Source organism: Rhizobium sp. 01L419, from assembly GCF_056400025.1.
On the sequence record NZ_JBFTSM010000018.1, the window covers coordinates 125,903 to 143,233 of the forward strand.

Here is a 17,331-nt window from a genome sequence, read left to right on the forward strand (position 1 = left end):
TAAACTGGTTTTGCAGGTGCTCCTAACCATCGCCTTTTGATGATCTCGCGCCTTTGTGGGGCAAGAACAGTATGTGCGGTGCCAGTAAGGAATGCGCCGACGCATTAGCGCAAGCGTATCCAGCGCGGAATACAACCGCCTGCAGGATCCAATTATTCTCCTTTGGCACCTAGCCCTCTCGGGCCAGTCAATTGCGTGACACCATCACCGAGAGATGCAAGCGCATCCATTGTCACGGCAAGTGCCGACATCAGCAATGCGATGTCGCGGTCATTCTCGCCCCTGGACAGTTCGCGAACCCTGAAATGGAGCTGACTGCTTACCTTGCTGAGTTGGGCGAATGTTTTCTCGTTCATAGCGATCTCCAACGGCTTAAGCTTTCTAAGCGTTGGATACGAATTTCGTTCCCTCACAGACCCGAAAGAACGATCGATTTGCGTGATAGGTGGCCACCCTGGCAGACTGGCGGTCTATCAAGACGCGTCCTTCGCGCTGACGGGATGCGAGTGCTATATTCTCGTTTAGGAATTGCGGGGTCGTTCAGTCAGGAGAGCCACTGGTTGGCAGCGCCATCGCCGGCCTCGATTGCCCATAACGGGGACCCAGCAGGCATACGGCCGCCGACAGGAGTATGAGAGCCATTCCGATGACATTCCTCGGCGCGACTGCTTCGCTGGCTATGAAAACGCCGGTAGTTACCGCAATCGCGGGGGAAACAAACGCGAAGCTGCCGGAGCGGGTCGGGCCTTACCCTGCCGGGTTGAGTAATCGCAGGGGTCTCACCGCATGCATGTTTTGCTGCTGAATGGTGCCAACGGTTCCTGTCCGGTGCCTTCTCGTTTCTTAGCGTACCAACCACTCCGGCTTTGGAACCACTCGGCTTTAGCAGGTGTTTGAGGCGATGACCGTGGACGTGACGCGCTTTTGGCAACAATCGACGCCATGGTCTCGCGGCCAGCCCCGTTGAGAGCCGCGCACTCGCCCACTCTGGGAGATGATATGACGTCAGGTGTTGGACTAGTGACCGGAGCCGGGTCCGGAATCGGCAGAGCGGCGGCGATTGCGCTCGCCGCAGATGGATTCAATATCGGCGCGCTCGGTCATACCGCGGCGGAGCTTTCCTCTACAGTGGATGAAATCCTCGCCGTTGGCGGAAAGGCGATTCCGCTTTTGGCTGACGTCTCCGATGAGCAACAGCTGCAGAGTGCCGTCAGCCTCCTGGTGCGGACATTTGGTCGTTTAGACCTTGTCGTTGCCAACGCTGGTATTAACGGAGTCTGGGCTCCGATCGACGACCTTACGCTCGAGGAATGGAACAGGACGATCGCCGTCAATCTAACCGGCACCTTTTTGACCATCCGCGCGACAGTGCCCGAGCTGAAGCGTGCCGGAGGAGGTTCGATTGTCGTGGTCTCGTCGATCAACGGAACAAGAACGTTCACCACACCTGGTGCGACAGCATACACAGCAACGAAGGCCGGCCAGGTCGCGATGGTGCAGCAGCTTGCCCTAGAGCTCGCCCGCCATCACATCCGAATAAATGCAGTCTGCCCGGGCGAAATCGAGACGAAAATCGAATTGAATACGACCATAAGAAAAGAAGACGAGACTGTCATTCCGGTAGTTTGGCCCGAAGGCCAGGTGCCGATCACCGGCGGCCGGCCCGGGCGCAGTGAAGACGTTGCAGATGTAATTGCCTTTCTTGCGTCCGATAAATCCCGCCATATCACGGGATCGCCTGTCTGGGTGGACGGTGGGCAGGGTTTACTTCGTTAATGGGAGGCGGGCGATGCGCCACGGAACGTATCGCAGGCTATTGCGGCATGAACCGCTTAGGGGTTCTAAGACATGAAATCTGCTATCCTTGACGAGTTTGCGCGCCACCACGGCGTGAGCCTCACGAGGCCCAGCCCTGACAATGTCGAGGTTCCGATCTCGGACAAAACCAAGCGAAAGCTTCTCGCTGCCCTCAATGTGGATCTCACCGTTGCAAGGGGCTTGCCCGATGGAGGGTTGAAGCGCGCCAGGAAGGGCTCCGCCAAGACGACTGTCGCCAAATCTTATGTGCCTCAGTTTCTCGAGAATTCACGCGTGTGGGGCATCAGCACCCAGCTTTATGAACTCCGTTCGGCACGAAACTGGGGAATTGGCGACTATGAAGATCTTGTTGACTTGATCGGCACTGCCCGACCGTTGGGCGCGGACTTCATCGGATTGACCCCGCTGCACGCCCCTTTTTTAGCAGATCCCGATCGTTGCAGTCCCTACGAGCCGTCAAATCGCCAGTTGCTCAACCCGCTCTACATCGCGGTAGACAAAGTGCCGGGCTTCCAAAGCGAGCCTGAACTCGAAAAGCGACTGCAGGAATTGCGTATGACCAAGCTCGTTGATTATGTCGGGGTGGCCCATACCAAGTACTCGGCGCTTCGCAGGATTTGGCGGAGCTGGCAAAGCGAGGCGGTGCATCGTCCTGCATTGGGACGTGACGAATTTATCGACTTCGTCAAGGAGCGCGGAGAAGTGCTACGTCTTCATGCGCTCTTCGAAGCAATTTCATCCACTATGAGCCGCTCCGGCCGCGGCACCGGTTGGACGACATGGCCTGCGGAGTATCAGAGCGCCACGAGCCCGGCTGTTGCGCAATTTTGCCGCGATCACGACGACGATGTCAACTTTCATATGTGGCTGCAGTGGCTTGCGCATCGACAGCTGATGAGGGCGGCGCAGGCGGCGCGCGACGCTGGTCTGAAGGTCGGTCTCTATCTGGATCTTGCTGTCGGCGAAGCGGTTGATGGTTCCGCCACTTGGAGCGATCCTGACGTCTACATCGCCGGAGCAACGATCGGCAGCCCGCCAGATCCAAACGCAACCGAAGGTCAGGACTGGCATCTTGCCGCCCTCCATCCCTCCGCAATTGCGGCTGGCCGGAATTCTCCCTATCGCAGGATGGTGAATGCGGCGATGCGCTATGCGGGCGCGATCCGCATTGATCATGCCGCAGCATTGAGGCGCCTCTTCCTGGTACCTTTGGATTGTGGACCGGACGGCGGTGGTTATGTCGATTATCCGCAGGCAGATCTGCTGCGAATTCTTGCACAAGCGTCTGGTCAATACCGCTGCCTGGTGATTGGGGAGGCATTGGGGATGTTGCCGGACGGATTGGAGGAGGACTTGGCGGAAGCCCGCATCCTTTCCTACCGCATCCTCTCCTATGAGCGGGATCAGGATGGTTTCAAGCCCGCCGCAGCTTACCCCAAGCTTGCTCTCGCTTGCATCTCGACCCACGATCACCAGACCCTCGCCGGATGGTGGCGAGGCGCCGATATAAGGGCGCGCGCCGAGCATGGGATTGTCCCTTCCGACCTGACCGAAAGGCATGTGGAAGAGCGCAAGGAAGAGCGAAGGGACCTGAGGCAGGCGCTAGTGGAGGCGGGGGGCGAACTCCCAAAGCGACTTCCGCCTCAAACCGCGACCGCGGAAACGCTGACGTCGCTTGTGGTCAGCGCACACCTGTTCATTGCAAAGACGCCTTCGATGCTAGCCGCGGTTCGACTTGCTGACATGACCGGTGAAAAATCCCCGACGAATATTCCTGGCACCAAGGACAGCTATCCTAACTGGAAGCCCAAACTCTCCGCTCCAGTCGAGGATCTACCAGGCGTCCCACTTGTCCAGGCCATCGCCAGCGCCATGCGGCAAGTGCGCGGCTGACACTGGCAAAATGATTCCCGCCACGGTTGCTCCGAGACTACAAAGTGCAAACGATGTGTCCCGACACAGCCGTTCTTTCCCCATCCGGACGCGTTCATACGATCGCCCCAAACCAATCTGAGCCAACGGGATTAGGCAGCGTGGCGGGAGCGCCGCGTCATGCTCGGTTACACCGCGGCTCAAGGTCAGCGCTCTGCCTTAGTTTGGTCGACTGGGATCTGATGCGGCCGTTGTTCAATTTGCTTCACAAAGAAGCTGGAACAAGCGTCCGCAACCGATGTTGGATCTCTGTAGCGGGAGATGCTCCGATGACAAATGACGGCCGCGATTCTTACGGTTCAACCGATCAGACCACGCCTTACGAAGGACAACGCAATCCCCCCAAGGGCGGTGTTGCCAAATCTGCCTGGGCGGTTGCTTTGCTTGCGGCGTTCCTGATCCTCGTCGGCGCGTGGTTTCTTCTGACGCCGCAGTCCCCCACTGAAACCGGTCCGGGAAATAGTGTACCGAAACAATCGGGGACTAGTAAATAATCAGGCTACGCCGCGATCGCTGCATGAAGCGAGAGGCCAAGGTCCGCGACCCAGTTCACTAAAGCACCGGAACACAGTGCGGGAACCGGAGTTGTTTGAGCTGTTTCGAAATCGCGTTAGCAACGCGCATACTCAAAACTGCAGGTGCGATTTGCCGGTCATAACAACAGAAGAACTTGCAAAGCGCAACGCCCGACGGGACGAACGGCGGCAAAAGCAGCGTGCCGTCAACGAAGCGCGCGCTTCCAAAATGCACGATGAGAGGATGCAACAGCGAGAATCGAGGTTAGGGGGTCCTACCCAACATGATGGCAGTGTCCACGTCGGTTGTTCTGGATGGTATTACTGGCACTGGAATGGTCGCTTTTACCCCGAAGGTTTGCCGCGGAACCAATGGTTCTCCTTCTACCAAACGCAGCTTCAAACCGTCGAACTGAACGCTCCATTTTATTCCTGGCCGACGGTCGCCACGGTGAAAACCTGGCTTCGCCAAGCCAGCCAGGAGTTCATCTACACTGTCAAGGTCTGCGAACTGATCACCCATATCAAGCGTTTCGAAGGGACCCATGACCTGATCCAGGATTTTTCCTACATTGGGGATATGCTGGGACATCGCATGGGATGCTTCCTGTTTCAGCTCCCACCGAGCGTCCGCTACACTCCACAGACCTTGGAGCTAATCCTGCGCCAGCTCGATCCAAGGCGTCGAAATGTTGTGGAGTTTCGTCACAAGAGCTGGTGGGAAGAGAACGTTTTCAAAAAGTTTGAAGCAGCAGGCGTAATTTTCTGTTCGATCAGCGGCCCCCGTCTACCCGATCAGCTCATAAAAACGGCAGATGACGTCTATGTGCGCTTCCATGGCACGACCAATTGGTATCGTCACGACTATAGCGACGCTGAGCTGGAAAATTGGGCCGATCGAATCAAGGGGAGCGGGGCCAAGCGCGTCTGGGCGTATTTCAACAACGACAGGGACGCCAGTGCGACCAAGAACGCCAAGACCCTGTGCCGACTGCTTGGTCAACGCGCCGGGAAGGCGTGCTGAGGACCGCGTTCCATCATAGCCGATGCGTTGGACAGATTATGACGAAAATTAACTTGCGGTTTTTCGAAAGAACGGGGCGAGCGACTTGGGAACAAACCTCCTCCGGCGAGGTTGGGAAGCATCCGAATAGAATTTACCCACCTCCGGGGAGGAAGAGATGCCTGAAGAAACCCCCTACGCTGGCTCGTGGCCCTCCAGTACGGCCGCAAAACCTATCAATGTGCCGTCCGCAACCGGAACGCCTACACTGGGCGACCTCAAGGACCGGGTCTCTGACGACCTGTCGCGGGCTGCAGAGGCCGTTGGAACAAGTTCGGCAACTGTCATGGCCAAGGTCCAGGATGCGGTCGCCGAACAAAAGAATTTCGCAGCGCGACAGGTTGGTGGGATCGCTACCGCCCTTGAAAAGGTCGGCAGCGAACTGGAAGCCGGTGATCAGCGGGATGTAGGCAGACTGGCCAGCCGGATAGGCAAGGACATCCAGGCAATTGCAAAAGATATGGAGGGGCGCGATCTCGGCGAAATCGCCGGCATGGCAGAGGCATTCGGCCGTCGTCAGCCCGTCGCTTTTCTGGGCGCCGCCGCGCTGGCCGGTCTGGTTGCAAGCCGATTCCTGACCGCCTCGGCGAAACGTCCCGCGTCCCCTTCGTCCTTGCCACGCCGATCGTCCGAGCGGGTGAATGCGGAGGATTCGTCCGACCGCACGGGAGGACCAAACAATGGCTAAGACGGGTGACAATACGCCTTTGGCCGAGCTCGTGGGCGGGCTTCTTGCGGATGTAACAGGACTCTTGCGCAAGGAAATCGATCTCGCAAAGACCGAGGCTTCCGAAAAACTCGATAAGGCGCTGAGTGGCGTCGAACTTCTTTTGATTGGCGTCGTGCTTGCGATCGGCGCCGTTGGCGTGCTGCTCAGCGCCTTGGTCAGCGGACTGGCCGCGGCACTTGCACAAAACGGTATGACTGAAATTAGTGCCAACGCGATTGCGGCCTTGATTGTCGGCCTCGTCATTGCCGGCATTGCTTGGTTGCTTGTCTCGAAAGGAATCACCGCACTGCGAGGTGGGCAATTCAAACTTGATCGCACGACCGCTTCGCTTCGCCGTGATGTCGACATCGTCAAGGAAAAAGTGTGATGACGCAATCTTCAGAAAAATCCTCCGCTGATATCCAGCGTGAAATCGACGTCGATCGCCAGAGGATCGGAGCACGGATCGATGCGATCCAGGAACGCATGTCTCCGGGGCAGCTTGTGGATGAGGTCATTGCCTACGCCAAGGGAAGCGGCGGCGCGGACTATCTGAGCAATCTTGGGAAAGCCGTCAGGACTAATCCGTTGCCAGTAGCGTTGATGGGTGTGAGCTTGGCGTGGCTGGTGGCCAAACAGGGCGCGGAGGGATCTCAAGCCTCGCCGGCCACGGCAGGGCAGGACGTTCTGCCCCTGTATCCAGCCCGTGGCACAATTCAGCGGATTGGTCCTCCCGAAGACATCGGTGGTAGTCGATATAGTCATTTCACGGATGAGGCAGGCCAGCATTTCAAGGCGCTAACCGATGCGACCGGGAGACGCGCCGGCGATTTCCTTGATTCGACGGGAAAAGCCTATCGGGGCTTTTCGGACGCGGCCGGTGAGCAGGTTTCCTCCATCAGAGACGAAGCCGGCGCGGTTCTCGATGCCTCGCTCGGATGGGCATCCCACACCTGGGGCAATGTCAAAGGTGCAGTAGAGGGCGCAACGCAAAGGATCGGCGAGGCCGCAGAATCCGTTTCCAGCACGGCGGCCTCGACGGGAACAAACCTCATGGATCAGTCGAATCGCCTGAATCAAGCAATCCTGTCGCATTTTCGCGATCAGCCGCTGGTTGGTGGCGCACTGGCTTTTGCCGTCGGAGCGGCGATCGGAGCAGCGCTTCCGCACTCCGAACAGGAGGATGAGATGATAGGAGAGGCGGCCGACGCTGTGAAGGCGAGGGTCGCGTCCGACGTAAGCGAGGCGGTTGAACATGGCAGAGATGCGGCCTCGGATCTCGTTGACAGAGCGCTTTCAGTGACCGCTGACCTCCATGATACGGCCAGGGACCGTGTCCTCGATGAAGTGGATCGTCTGAAGAACAGCGGCTCTGCAACCTAGAAACCACTAAAAACCATTCTCCCTCGCTTGTTCGGTCGATAAGGTGATGGCGTCCCGATCCCGTGTCATGATTACCGGGTGCTCGATTGATACGGGCACTGTCGATGGAACCTCGCGCGTTGGGCCTGTTGTGACCGTTGAGGACTAGAGCAGCAAGCGGCGCGGCAGGAATGGTTTTGTTCGCCAATTGAAAGGCATTCGTCTCAAAGCTCGCACAACTGAGAACTCCAGATCAAGAACGGTATGGATCCGTTGAAATCCCCCCCACGGACAATTAGAAGTCCTCCTAATCAGCGATGATGTTGAGGCAGCCGTGGTTGCTATCGGAGGCTCCGCCCATTTCGGGGCGTGGTTGAGAAATTCCTCAGAGACAGTGTGTGCCGCTGACTGAGCGGATCGTTATTGGCGGGGATTCATTAAAAACCTGCGCATGGCCGGTATCATGGCAGTACTCAGGACGAAAATGGACGGCGCTGTTTCTGTTTCCCGCACTTTTGCGAGAAAGCCAGCACAAGTCAGGAGCCATGACACCGCCGGGGCGGCCTTTTGGTTACCGACCGCATGCTGAAGCGGGGACCTGTAAGAAACCCCTTGCCCTAGACTGTTGGTCCGACATTCCGCGCGCGAACTTCTGGATGGTCACATTCTATTCTCGATATTATGACGAATTCGTCCGGCATACGATGCTGTTCCGATCCGATCACCGCTAGCGTCCAATATTCCGGATCCTCCCCAAACACCGTCGAGACGTGAACGATCGTTGCCCTTGTATCCTCGTGCTTCTCGACAGCCCAATAAAAGCCGCCGGGCTCCATCCCTGTCATCGTTCTAGGTCCTCTGCTTACACCATGATCTCTGGTAGAAACTGCGTGGCTGGCTCGCAACAAACACTGGCGCGGGAGAATTGAGTTCCGATCGACAAAGACCAGATTCGCAATATGCCGTGTTGCTTTGTCCGCTACCGTACGGACGCTTCGACAACTGAGCGCCCGCCGCGACCTGATCGACGAAATCGACTGCCGCGCGCAAAGCACTTCTTGTGGATGCTTTCTGCACAGCCATTGTTCACTCCGGTGCGCCGAGCAAAAAGGAAAGGCACCGAAGTGGACTTCCCTCGATATTCTTACTTGCCGGTTTTTGTCGGCGGTCAGCGACCATTGTGCGACGCTGCCACAGCTGATCTGCCGGCCCCTGGGACGCGACCGGCGCCTCACTCCTCGGAACAATGCTCGTTTCGACGAGTTGATGGAGTTCAACCGCCATTGAGGAGCTTGACGATGGACCACAGTAAACACATCCGGCTCGGTGCCGACGAACTTACACCCGCAATCCTGGAAGGAGCCACCGTCTACGGGGCCGATGACCATACCGTCGGAAGCGTGGACCATGTGCATGGATCAGGCTCCGGCGCCGCCGTTGTTATCGACGTCGGCGGCTTCCTCGGTATTGGCGCGAAGCCGGTTTCCGTTCCGATGTCCGACCTCGATTTCATGCGCGACGAGAGTGGTGATGTCCATGCGGTAACGGCCTGGACCAAGGAGCAGCTCAAGGACATGCCTGAGCATCGCGATTGAGAACGCAAAGGCCTGGGAGCTTGCAACGGTGTCGGCTTCTACCGGACAAGCATAGACCGAAAGCCAACTTGCACTGATAGGTGCCGCCTCCCATCTCGGTTGGGAACTGGATACCCGCAACTACCAGGAATGGCGGCTGTAGCAACCTTGATATGGTCGGATGTTTCCGGGCGCCGCCGGCCTTCAAGATGTGTTGGCCCTCAAGGTCTTTGCTTATCGAATATCCGTTCCTTCCAGCGTCATTGGAAAGTTATCGGCAGCCGCTGGACGTACCGTGTCTTCGGTGGCTCGGTTCCCCTATGACACGCCATCGCCAGATTGATGGCCTCCTCGATCTGCTCGGCGCAGTATGGCTTCGTCAGAACGCCGACCGCGTCGGGGTTTTCGTAGACTGCTTCCGGATTTCCGGTGACGAAAACCACGGTGACGGCATGTTCGTTGACCAGATGGGCAGCGACGTCGGGCCCGGTAAAACCGTCGGACAAACGCACGTCGACCAGAGCGATCTCGGCTGAATCAATCGCCTCAACTGCTTGAGAATAGCTGCCCGCCGGTCCAACGACTTCGTGGCCAAGATCCTCCACCATTTGCGACACGTCCAGCGCCAGCAGAAATTCGTCTTCGACAACGAGCACACGCATACAACCACTCCCGGCCAAACCCACTAAACCCGGCTGCTTTCGATTGGTTCCGTAGCAGTGTGCAGTCCATCCGCCGCTCACTCCTGCACGACGTATTCGATATCCCAGCGTCAGCCCGATAGTCATCGGACATGGATCCTCCACGTCGACGCATGCGGGTCGACTAGCGTCTGAGCCGGTTCGGGTGCAATGTGGTTTGTATTGCAGATGCTCCAGGAGGGCGAGCCGTTTTTCCGGCTCCTTAATCGCCACATCGAGCGCAGCCAGCTGATCCGTGCGGCTTGCCGCGCGCGAACAAAGGCTCCGTCCCGACCGTACCGCAAGTGTGGTCAGGACAGTGATCGGCTCGGATCGATCATGAGCGAAGACCCCACTGGCCGAGGACGCAGAGGCCGGTTTCAATGAATGCGCTGATTATGCTCTTCCTCGATCAGGTCGATTGCCGCCGCGACATACGAATAGAAATTATCGAAGAACTTCAGGTCGGCGAGATGTTTGTGAACTTTGGCGACCACTTCCTCTGGCTTTTCGCATTGATACCAGAACGCCGGCGTTGCGATATCATGAGGCTCATGGCGTCCGGCCTCCACGATAATCGTGCGAAAGATACCACATCCGTCGCCCGACCGAGCGTCGATCGCAATATCGAAAGAGGCACACGGCGTGTCTGATGCACGATTGAAAGCTGTCGCCGTGAAGAGCTTGACGTCTTTGCGCCCCTTAATTGCGAGGAGCAGCATTTCGTGGGCCCCATTGACCGTCAACGGGGCAAGCGGGCCCCAATAGACGCCGTTAAAGGGCGTCACCGTAACCTCAGGCGAAGCTTCGCCGTCGTCCAAATGCATCTGCATCGTCGTTCTCCCTGTCGAATTTTGTCGGAGCGGCACGTACGTGCCTGGGATGTTCTTATTATGTTCCGTCAATGCCGAAGAGTCAATCATGGCAGCATCGGAGGTTCCGTACCCTAAGTCCGGAGAGGTATTCCATGTCGACCCATTGTGCACGGGCCGCTGCGTATGGGGCGGACTATGGCATGACACTTGGTGAATCTGCGGAATGGAGAGGTTCATCCTGCCGGCGGCCTTCACGACCCAGACCGGGAAATACCTTTGGGAGGTCCTGTGCCGAGCCCGCACAGTCGAGTTCCAGGCCTTCATGGTCGCCTGCGGCCAATGCGGCTCCTACAAGACGGTTACCGGCGAGGAGCGGTATATGTTGGGAATTCGATGGTCTGCGATCCCTGGGGACAGATCCTCGCGCGTGCCCGGGACAGGCCTGGTGTTGTCAGTGCCAGGATTGATCGCGACCCGCTGAGGCAGGTGCGATCATGGATTCCGATGGACGCACATCGCGTTGATGTCAGCGACATGCCGGTTTCGATCGTCTAAGCGGATGTACAACCGAATTGTCGTCCATGAACGATAGTAGCCGGTAACCCCGGGGCATCTTGCAAGCCCGGGGCGCCTCAGAGAAGGCGCAGGTCATCATCTGCAACCGAAGGCCCCTAACAACAGAGAGGGCTGCGATCGCAGCCTCGTGCCGGTGGGAATGGGCGGCTCGCTGACATTCCTCAGGCTCAATTTTCACTGCCAATCACTTGCCTGAAAGTTTGGTGGCGCTGGCGAATTCGTCGCTACCATCGACTAAGTGCGGACGAGATGGGCCGACCTCGATGAAGGAGGCGTCGGCGGCCCTTGAATCGCATGCGAGAAATTGCCATCTCCCCCCCCCCCGCGTGAATTCAGGGGATCCCAATGAGCGATTTCGTCAACGCCACATTCGGCTCAGTAGAACTCGATTTCATCGCCCAGGCGCTCGAAGAATGGCGGGTTGCGAAGGGCGTAAGCCGGCAGGATCCGGAATATGAAATAGCAGCTGCTACCGTTTTCACGCTGTTTCGCCAGGGGAACGGAACGCTTCCTGAACTGCGCGCCGCAATCGGCGCCCATAAGTGGCTCTCTGAAGACATCTCCATCGCGCTGCCGAACGATGCTTTGGCAGGGTAATCCGGCAGCTGAGCGCGTCTCTGCTGCCGTCTCATGCATATGTTGTCTTCCGCTTCGTCGAAAAGCGCATGACCGCAGGTCACCAAACTGACATGACTGCCGGTGAAAGCCGTCGCCCCTGGCTGGCGCGCACTATGCGATCTCGCCCAGCGCACGCTGCCACACTTGGGGGCAAGATGGCGGCGAAACTGAACAAAATGCGCCTCTCCTCCGCCAATCTGCTGGCTGCCGCACCGTACGCAAGGTGACAAAGCGGAACTATTGGGCTGCGTGAAGATTTAGGGGCGGCAGAAACAAGGCGGACGACATGACAAAACCGAAGTTGGAAATTTTACCGGGGGATTTCACACGCCTCGGCGCGAACTACGACGGCGATGGTGTGAATTTCGCTCTTTTCAGCGCGCATGCCGAACGCGTAGAATTATGCCTATTCTCAGCTGACGGAAGGACGGAGGTGGGGCGCCTTGTCCTCCCCGAGTTCACAAATGAAATCTGGCACGGATATGTGCCCGGGCTGAAAGCTGGAACGCTTTATGGTTACCGGGTTTATGGCCCTTATGACCCCGAACGGGGTCATCGCTTCAATGCCAACAAGCTTTTGATCGATCCCTATGCCCGCGAACTCGTTGGAAATATCGACTGGGGGCAGGCGCAATTCGCTTATCAGATGGACAGCGTCGATAAGGATCTGTCCTTCGACGAGAGTGACAGCGCCTCATCCATGCCCAAATGCAAGGTGGCGGATCCTTCTGAGTACGACTGGAAGGGCGACACCGGCCCTGCCATCAGCTGGGCGAACACGATCTTCTATGAAACGCATGTCAAAGGCTTCACACAGTTACATCCGGCGTTACCCGAGCCACTTCGCGGTACGTTCGATGGCCTCGGCAATAGGCAAATCGTCGACTATGTGAAAAGCCTCGGTGTAACATCGATCGAATTGTTGCCGATCCACTGGTTCCCCGATGATGCCCATCTCCTCGATCGTGGGCTGAAGAATTATTGGGGCTATAACAGCCTCGCCTTTTTCGCGCCGGCGTCCCGGTATTTTGGGCCGAATGGGATTTCCGGTTTTCGCGACATGGTCCGGGCCTTCCACGATGCCGACATCGAAGTCATCCTAGATGTCGTCTACAACCATACAGCCGAGGGCAATGAACTCGGCCCCACCCTTTGCTTCAAGGGCATCGACAATTTCTCCTATTATCGCACCATGCCCGAGGAACCGCGCTACTATATCAACGACACAGGGACTGGAAATACTGTCAACACGTCACATCCGCGCGTGCTGCAGATGATCACAGATTCGCTGCGTTATTGGACGCAAGACATGCATGTAGATGGTTTCCGTTTCGATCTCGGCACGATCCTAGGCCGAGAGCCGGAGGGCTTTGACCAACGCGGCGGCTTCTTTGACGCCATTGGCCAGGACCCTGTGCTATCCAGGGTCAAGCTGATCGGCGAGCCTTGGGACGTCGGACCAGGCGGCTACCAGGTGGGTGGCTTCCCGCCGGGTTGGGCAGAGTGGAACGACAAATATCGCGACACGGTTCGCGACTATTGGAAGGATGAAGACGGCACGACGCAGGATTTCGCGGCCCGTGTTCTTGGCTCTGGCGACGTCTATGACCTGCGCGGTCGCAGGCCTTGGGCGGGCGTGAACTTCATCACTGCCCACGACGGTTTCACGCTAAACGATCTCGTCTCCTATAGTGACAAACACAACGACGCTAACAAGGAAGACAATACGGACGGCCATAACGATAACCGCAGTTTCAACTACGGCGTCGAAGGCCCGACCGATGACGATGGCATCAATACGGTGCGCGACCGGCAGAAGCGCAACCTGCTTGCGACACTCTTTCTGTCGCATGGCACGCCGATGCTCCTTGCCGGCGACGAGTTCGGACGCAGTCAGATGGGCAACAATAATGGATATTGCCAGGACAACGAGCTGAGCTGGGTGCATTGGGAGCACCTGCCGGAGAGTGCCGAAGCCCTTCGTGAGTTCACCAAGCGCTTGACCGCCTTGCGCCGTGAACAGCCGATCTTTCGTCGCGCCAGTTGGCGCGACGGCATGACGGTGACCTGGATCAATCCGGGCGGCGGCGAACAAAACGAGGAGCAATGGGCCCACGCCGGCAGTACGACGATAGGACTCAGATTGTCGCTTCAACAGGAAAATGACCATGAGGACAATTGGCGCGACGTGATGATCCTGTTCAACCCGCATGATGGAGATGTGCCCTTTTCGCTGCCGGAGGCCCGCGGCGGGTGGACCGTGGCTCTCGATACTGCCGATCCACTTTCCGAGCCCCGCAAGGTCGAGTCTCCGGAATATACCCTGCCGGCGCGTAGCGTCCTAATACTGCACGCAGGCTCGAAAGGTGGATCATGATAGAATTCGATTTTGGACCTGAAATCACGCCAAACGGTATACGTTTCCGTCTGTGGGCGCCCTTCCAGTCAGATGTCGCACTCGCAATCGATGGGGAGCGAACGTTTAAGATGGTTGGATCGACGGACGGTTGGCATCATTGCGAGGTTGATGGTGCGCGCCCCGGCGCAGCCTATTCCTTCATTTTGCAGGATGGTCTTGCTGTCCCGGATCCAGCCTCCCGTTTCCAGCCCCGTGACGTCCATGGGCCGAGCGAAGTCATCGATCCCGATGCTTATCGGTGGAAAACGGCGGGTTGGAACGGTCGTGGTTTTGATGACCTCGTCCTTTATGAACTCCATCTCGGTGCATTCACAAGGGAGGGGACCTTCACCGCTGCCATCGACCGTCTCGACCATCTGAGTTCGCTTGGCGTGACAGCTATCCAGATCATGCCTGTCGCCGATTTTCCGGGACGGCGTAATTGGGGATACGACGGCGTGCTGCCCTACGCGCCGGACGGGAGTTACGGCCGACCGGAAGAGTTCAAACGGCTGATCGACGAGGCTCACGTACGCGGGATCTGCGTTTTTCTCGATGTGGTCTACAACCACTTCGGACCGGACGGAAATTACCTGCCGATTTACGCGCCACTCTTTACCGACAAACACAAGACCCCGTGGGGGAGTGCCATCAATTATGACGGGGACCGATCGCATCTGGTCCGGGAGTTCATCATTCAGAATGCCATTTACTGGATCACCGAATTCAGGCTCGATGGTCTCCGCCTGGACGCGGTCCATGCAATCAAGGATGGGTCGGGCGAGCATCTTCTTCACGAGCTAGCACGCCGAGTGAAGGCTGCCGCCGGTGGGCGCCCGGTTCACCTGATCGTCGAAAATGAAAACAATGATGGTAATCTCCTTGCGCGCGACGGCCAGGGGCAACCTCGCCTCTTTTCGGCACAATGGAACGACGACATCCATCATGTCCTGCACGTCGCAGCGACTGGTGAATCTTTCGGCTACTACTCCGACTACCTCGATGCGAATGCAAAGCTCGGGCGAGCACTGGCGGAGGGTTTTGTGTTTCAAGGCGAACATATGCCCTATCGCGGCGAGGAGCGGGGAACGCCGAGCGGCCACCTTCCGCCTTCGGCATTCATTTCTTTTATCCAGAACCATGATCAGATCGGAAATCGTGCGCTCGGCGATCGCATGGTTGCAGGCCGGCCGGAGAACGTTCTATTTGCTATCGCGGCCATCTATCTGCTCTCTCCGCACGTCCCCATGATTTTCATGGGCGAGGAGTGGGGCGCCAGAGAGCCGTTTCCCTATTTCTGCGATTTTAATGAGGATCTCAACGAAAAGGTAAGGCGAGGGCGTCGCGAGGAATTGTCCCGTCTTCCCGGTTTCGACGCCGACGATCTGCCTGATCCGACCGATGAAGCAACCTTCTTGTCCGCGAAGCTCGATTGGACAAAGCGGGAGACGGAGGATGCCAGACGCTGGCTGTTGTTCTACAAAGAGCTGCTGTCCATCCGCCGAGACAGCATAGCCCCTATTTTACCGGACATTGTCGGCGGCACTGCAAGCTATCGCGCGCGCGCGGGTGCCGCGCTTTCCGTTCAATGGCACCTTTCGGACGGTCGCAGGCTGCGCCTTTGTGCAAACTTGAGCAACCAGATCGTCGACTCTGATGAAGAGGCAAACCCTGAGGTGGCAATCTTTGCTCTCGGTTCGCACGAGGAGGGGCGGATGGATCCCTGGTCGGTATTCTGGTCCTTTGTCTAACAGGGTGCCATCACGTGATGGGACGTGTCTGAAGGCTGCAATGGGCATTTTGCCGATTGCTCTGCTCTCCTTGCGCGCATCGTTCGATCGAATGAGCCATCTCGGCGCTAAACATTGCCTTGAGCGACGGGTCTGCGGCTCTTCTATGCTCTGGCGTTGCAGCGAGCCTCGCGAAGGCCTTCCCGGGTCGCTTGCGGCCACCCGCGCGAATGTTTGTAATAGCTAGTTCCTGGTTGGCCGGCCAAGTGTGTCCAAGTTCGTCAAGCGTTTGCCGCCTTCGCGAGACTGCGACGAACGCTCTCGTCAGAAAAAGGTTTTCCGATCACGTCCCGCGAACCTTCAAGACCGCGGCCGACGGCGCCGGGGCGACCGGTAACGAAGATTACCTTGATCTGGAACCGATCGATCAGCCTTCGTGCGAGCGCCGCTCCGCTCGAGCCGTCGGAAAGGCCAAGATCGACAAGTGCCACGCCAGGCTCAGGCTTCGGCCGATAGCGGTCCGCTGCTGAAGATTGAACAGGAACACGAGGCTGCCAAGCACGTTGAAGACTGCCCACCCGACAGCGATGTGAACGCTACCGACACTGAACTTTGTTCACCCAGAACTGTTCCCATTCTGACCGAAGACTGCCTTAAAAGTCGTCGGCCGAATTTGAAAAACCAGTGCCGCCGTCTTGGCTGTGAATAGAGCTTCGAGGTGAACACCCGGACGTCACCCAATAAGGAGCCAGTGCGCGTTCGACTTCCCGCAATCAACCGCCGCATGCTTGGCTTGAACCAATTGTTGGGTCTGCCTGCTTGAGGCAAGCCGTGCAACCAGGGTCGCCCCCGCCGCCCTCTGCGCGATCCTGGCCCGCTCGTCCTGGATGCTCCAAATGGCCAAAAGCATGCATTTCTAATGGCGTGGCGCAGCGCAGCTAGTATAACGTTCATTGACAAATTGGCATGAGTCTTGCGTGCTGATCTCGGTCAAGGCCGCTTTGCCGGACCTTCTTTTCGTGGTGATGCTTAGACTATGACATCCAAGCGCAGGAGGTGGACTCGATGATAGAAAGTTTGCCAGATTAGCTGCAGGGCTTCGGAGGCCTTTTGAATGGGGTGGCTGTCGATGACGGGGGAATGCGTCTAATGGGAAGTGAAAGTCTTCACCTGTTCAAGGGGAAACGTATCCTGATCGTCGAAGATGAGTATTTTGTTGCAGATGAAGCGAGACGCGCCTTGGAAAGGGCCGGCGCCACTGTCATAGGTCCTGCTCCATCCGTTGACATCGGATTGGCCTTGATCGACGAGCACGTGATCGAAGGCGCGATCCTGGATATTCGGCTCGACGGAGAGACGGTTTTCCCGATCGCAGAACGGCTTCAAGACATTGGAATTCCATTTGTCTTCGCCACAGCTTATCTCGGCAGTGATATTCCGCAGCGTTATGGAGGTTATTATCTTGCCGGCAAACCAAATGCACTCGACGACATCGCAACAGCGCTCTTTAATCCTGCGCCGAACGCCCAATAAAGCCCGTA

Annotated in this window: 16 protein-coding genes and 1 pseudogene; 13 read left to right on the forward strand and 4 right to left on the reverse strand. The window is 57.6% G+C overall.

What is annotated here, in order from left to right; genetic code table 11:
* Positions 1-152: 152 nt before the first annotated feature.
* The gene (locus AC1DUP_RS29130; protein WP_477836164.1) at positions 153-356 is read right to left on the reverse strand and encodes a hypothetical protein; all 204 of its coding nucleotides are present in this window, start codon (positions 354-356) and stop codon (positions 153-155) included.
* 643 nt (positions 357-999) lie between these two features.
* Here AC1DUP_RS29130 and AC1DUP_RS29135 point away from each other — a divergent pair.
* The 8 genes from AC1DUP_RS29135 to AC1DUP_RS29170 all read left to right on the forward strand — a co-directional run bounded on the left by AC1DUP_RS29135 (position 1,000) and on the right by AC1DUP_RS29170 (position 8,994).
* Entirely contained in the window at positions 1,000-1,776 is a 777-nt protein-coding gene (locus tag AC1DUP_RS29135) for an SDR family oxidoreductase (RefSeq protein ID WP_113308626.1), read from the forward strand.
* A gap of 72 nt (positions 1,777-1,848) precedes the next feature.
* The gene (gene malQ / locus AC1DUP_RS29140; protein ID WP_477836166.1) at positions 1,849-3,711 is read left to right on the forward strand and encodes a 4-alpha-glucanotransferase; all 1,863 of its coding nucleotides are present in this window, start codon (positions 1,849-1,851) and stop codon (positions 3,709-3,711) included.
* Between the two features lie 308 nt (positions 3,712-4,019).
* A complete protein-coding gene (locus tag AC1DUP_RS29145; protein ID WP_162747308.1) occupies positions 4,020-4,244 on the forward strand; it encodes a hypothetical protein in 225 nt (74 codons plus the stop codon).
* Between the two features lie 151 nt (positions 4,245-4,395).
* Positions 4,396-5,289 carry a DUF72 domain-containing protein gene (locus AC1DUP_RS29150; protein ID WP_113301907.1) on the forward strand — a complete coding sequence of 298 codons (894 nt, stop codon included), beginning with the start codon at positions 4,396-4,398 and terminating at the stop codon, positions 5,287-5,289.
* Between the two features lie 157 nt (positions 5,290-5,446).
* On the forward strand, positions 5,447-6,016 hold the full coding sequence (locus tag AC1DUP_RS29155) for a nutrient deprivation-induced protein (protein ID WP_477836168.1): 570 nt from the start codon (positions 5,447-5,449) through the stop codon (positions 6,014-6,016).
* On the forward strand, positions 6,009-6,425 hold the full coding sequence (locus AC1DUP_RS29160; RefSeq protein WP_113308628.1) for a phage holin family protein: 417 nt from the start codon (positions 6,009-6,011) through the stop codon (positions 6,423-6,425). Before AC1DUP_RS29155 ends, AC1DUP_RS29160 begins: the two co-directional genes overlap by 8 nt.
* On the forward strand, positions 6,425-7,420 hold the full coding sequence (locus tag AC1DUP_RS29165) for a DUF3618 domain-containing protein (RefSeq protein ID WP_477836170.1): 996 nt from the start codon (positions 6,425-6,427) through the stop codon (positions 7,418-7,420). The genes AC1DUP_RS29160 and AC1DUP_RS29165 overlap by 1 nt, the downstream gene beginning before the upstream one ends.
* Before the next feature lie 1,277 nt (positions 7,421-8,697).
* Positions 8,698-8,994, forward strand: a complete 297-nt coding sequence (locus tag AC1DUP_RS29170) for a PRC-barrel domain-containing protein (protein ID WP_113308631.1) — start codon at positions 8,698-8,700, stop codon at positions 8,992-8,994.
* 239 nt (positions 8,995-9,233) lie between these two features.
* On the opposite strand, the gene AC1DUP_RS29175 is transcribed toward AC1DUP_RS29170, so the two are convergent.
* Positions 9,234-9,761: a response regulator gene (locus tag AC1DUP_RS29175; RefSeq protein ID WP_477836172.1), complete on the reverse strand. Its 528-nt coding sequence runs from the start codon at positions 9,759-9,761 to the stop codon at positions 9,234-9,236.
* A gap of 272 nt (positions 9,762-10,033) precedes the next feature.
* Positions 10,034-10,486, reverse strand: coding sequence for a hypothetical protein (locus AC1DUP_RS29180; RefSeq protein ID WP_113301899.1), 453 nt, complete (start codon positions 10,484-10,486; stop codon positions 10,034-10,036).
* A gap of 375 nt (positions 10,487-10,861) precedes the next feature.
* On the opposite strand from AC1DUP_RS29180, the gene AC1DUP_RS29185 reads away from it, so the two are divergent.
* The 4 genes from AC1DUP_RS29185 to treZ all read left to right on the forward strand — a co-directional run bounded on the left by AC1DUP_RS29185 (position 10,862) and on the right by treZ (position 15,811).
* A complete protein-coding gene (locus tag AC1DUP_RS29185) occupies positions 10,862-11,023 on the forward strand; it encodes a carbon-nitrogen hydrolase family protein (RefSeq protein ID WP_162748475.1) in 162 nt (53 codons plus the stop codon).
* Positions 11,024-11,389: 366 nt separating this feature from the next.
* Positions 11,390-11,641, forward strand: a complete 252-nt coding sequence (locus AC1DUP_RS29190) for a hypothetical protein (RefSeq protein ID WP_113301898.1) — start codon at positions 11,390-11,392, stop codon at positions 11,639-11,641.
* Positions 11,642-11,948: 307 nt separating this feature from the next.
* Positions 11,949-14,039, forward strand: a complete 2,091-nt coding sequence (gene glgX, locus AC1DUP_RS29195) for a glycogen debranching protein GlgX (protein ID WP_477836175.1) — start codon at positions 11,949-11,951, stop codon at positions 14,037-14,039.
* On the forward strand, positions 14,036-15,811 hold the full coding sequence (treZ, locus tag AC1DUP_RS29200; RefSeq protein ID WP_113509367.1) for a malto-oligosyltrehalose trehalohydrolase: 1,776 nt from the start codon (positions 14,036-14,038) through the stop codon (positions 15,809-15,811). The genes glgX and treZ overlap by 4 nt, the downstream gene beginning before the upstream one ends.
* Positions 15,812-16,071: 260 nt before the next feature.
* On the opposite strand, the pseudogene AC1DUP_RS29205 reads toward treZ, so the two are convergent.
* Positions 16,072-16,281 (reverse strand): annotated as a pseudogene (locus AC1DUP_RS29205) (response regulator); the annotation flags it as partial.
* A 658-nt stretch (positions 16,282-16,939) separates the two neighbouring features.
* On the opposite strand from AC1DUP_RS29205, the gene AC1DUP_RS29210 reads away from it, so the two are divergent.
* Positions 16,940-17,323 carry a response regulator gene (locus AC1DUP_RS29210; RefSeq protein ID WP_113301893.1) on the forward strand — a complete coding sequence of 128 codons (384 nt, stop codon included), beginning with the start codon at positions 16,940-16,942 and terminating at the stop codon, positions 17,321-17,323.
* Positions 17,324-17,331: the final 8 nt, after the last annotated feature.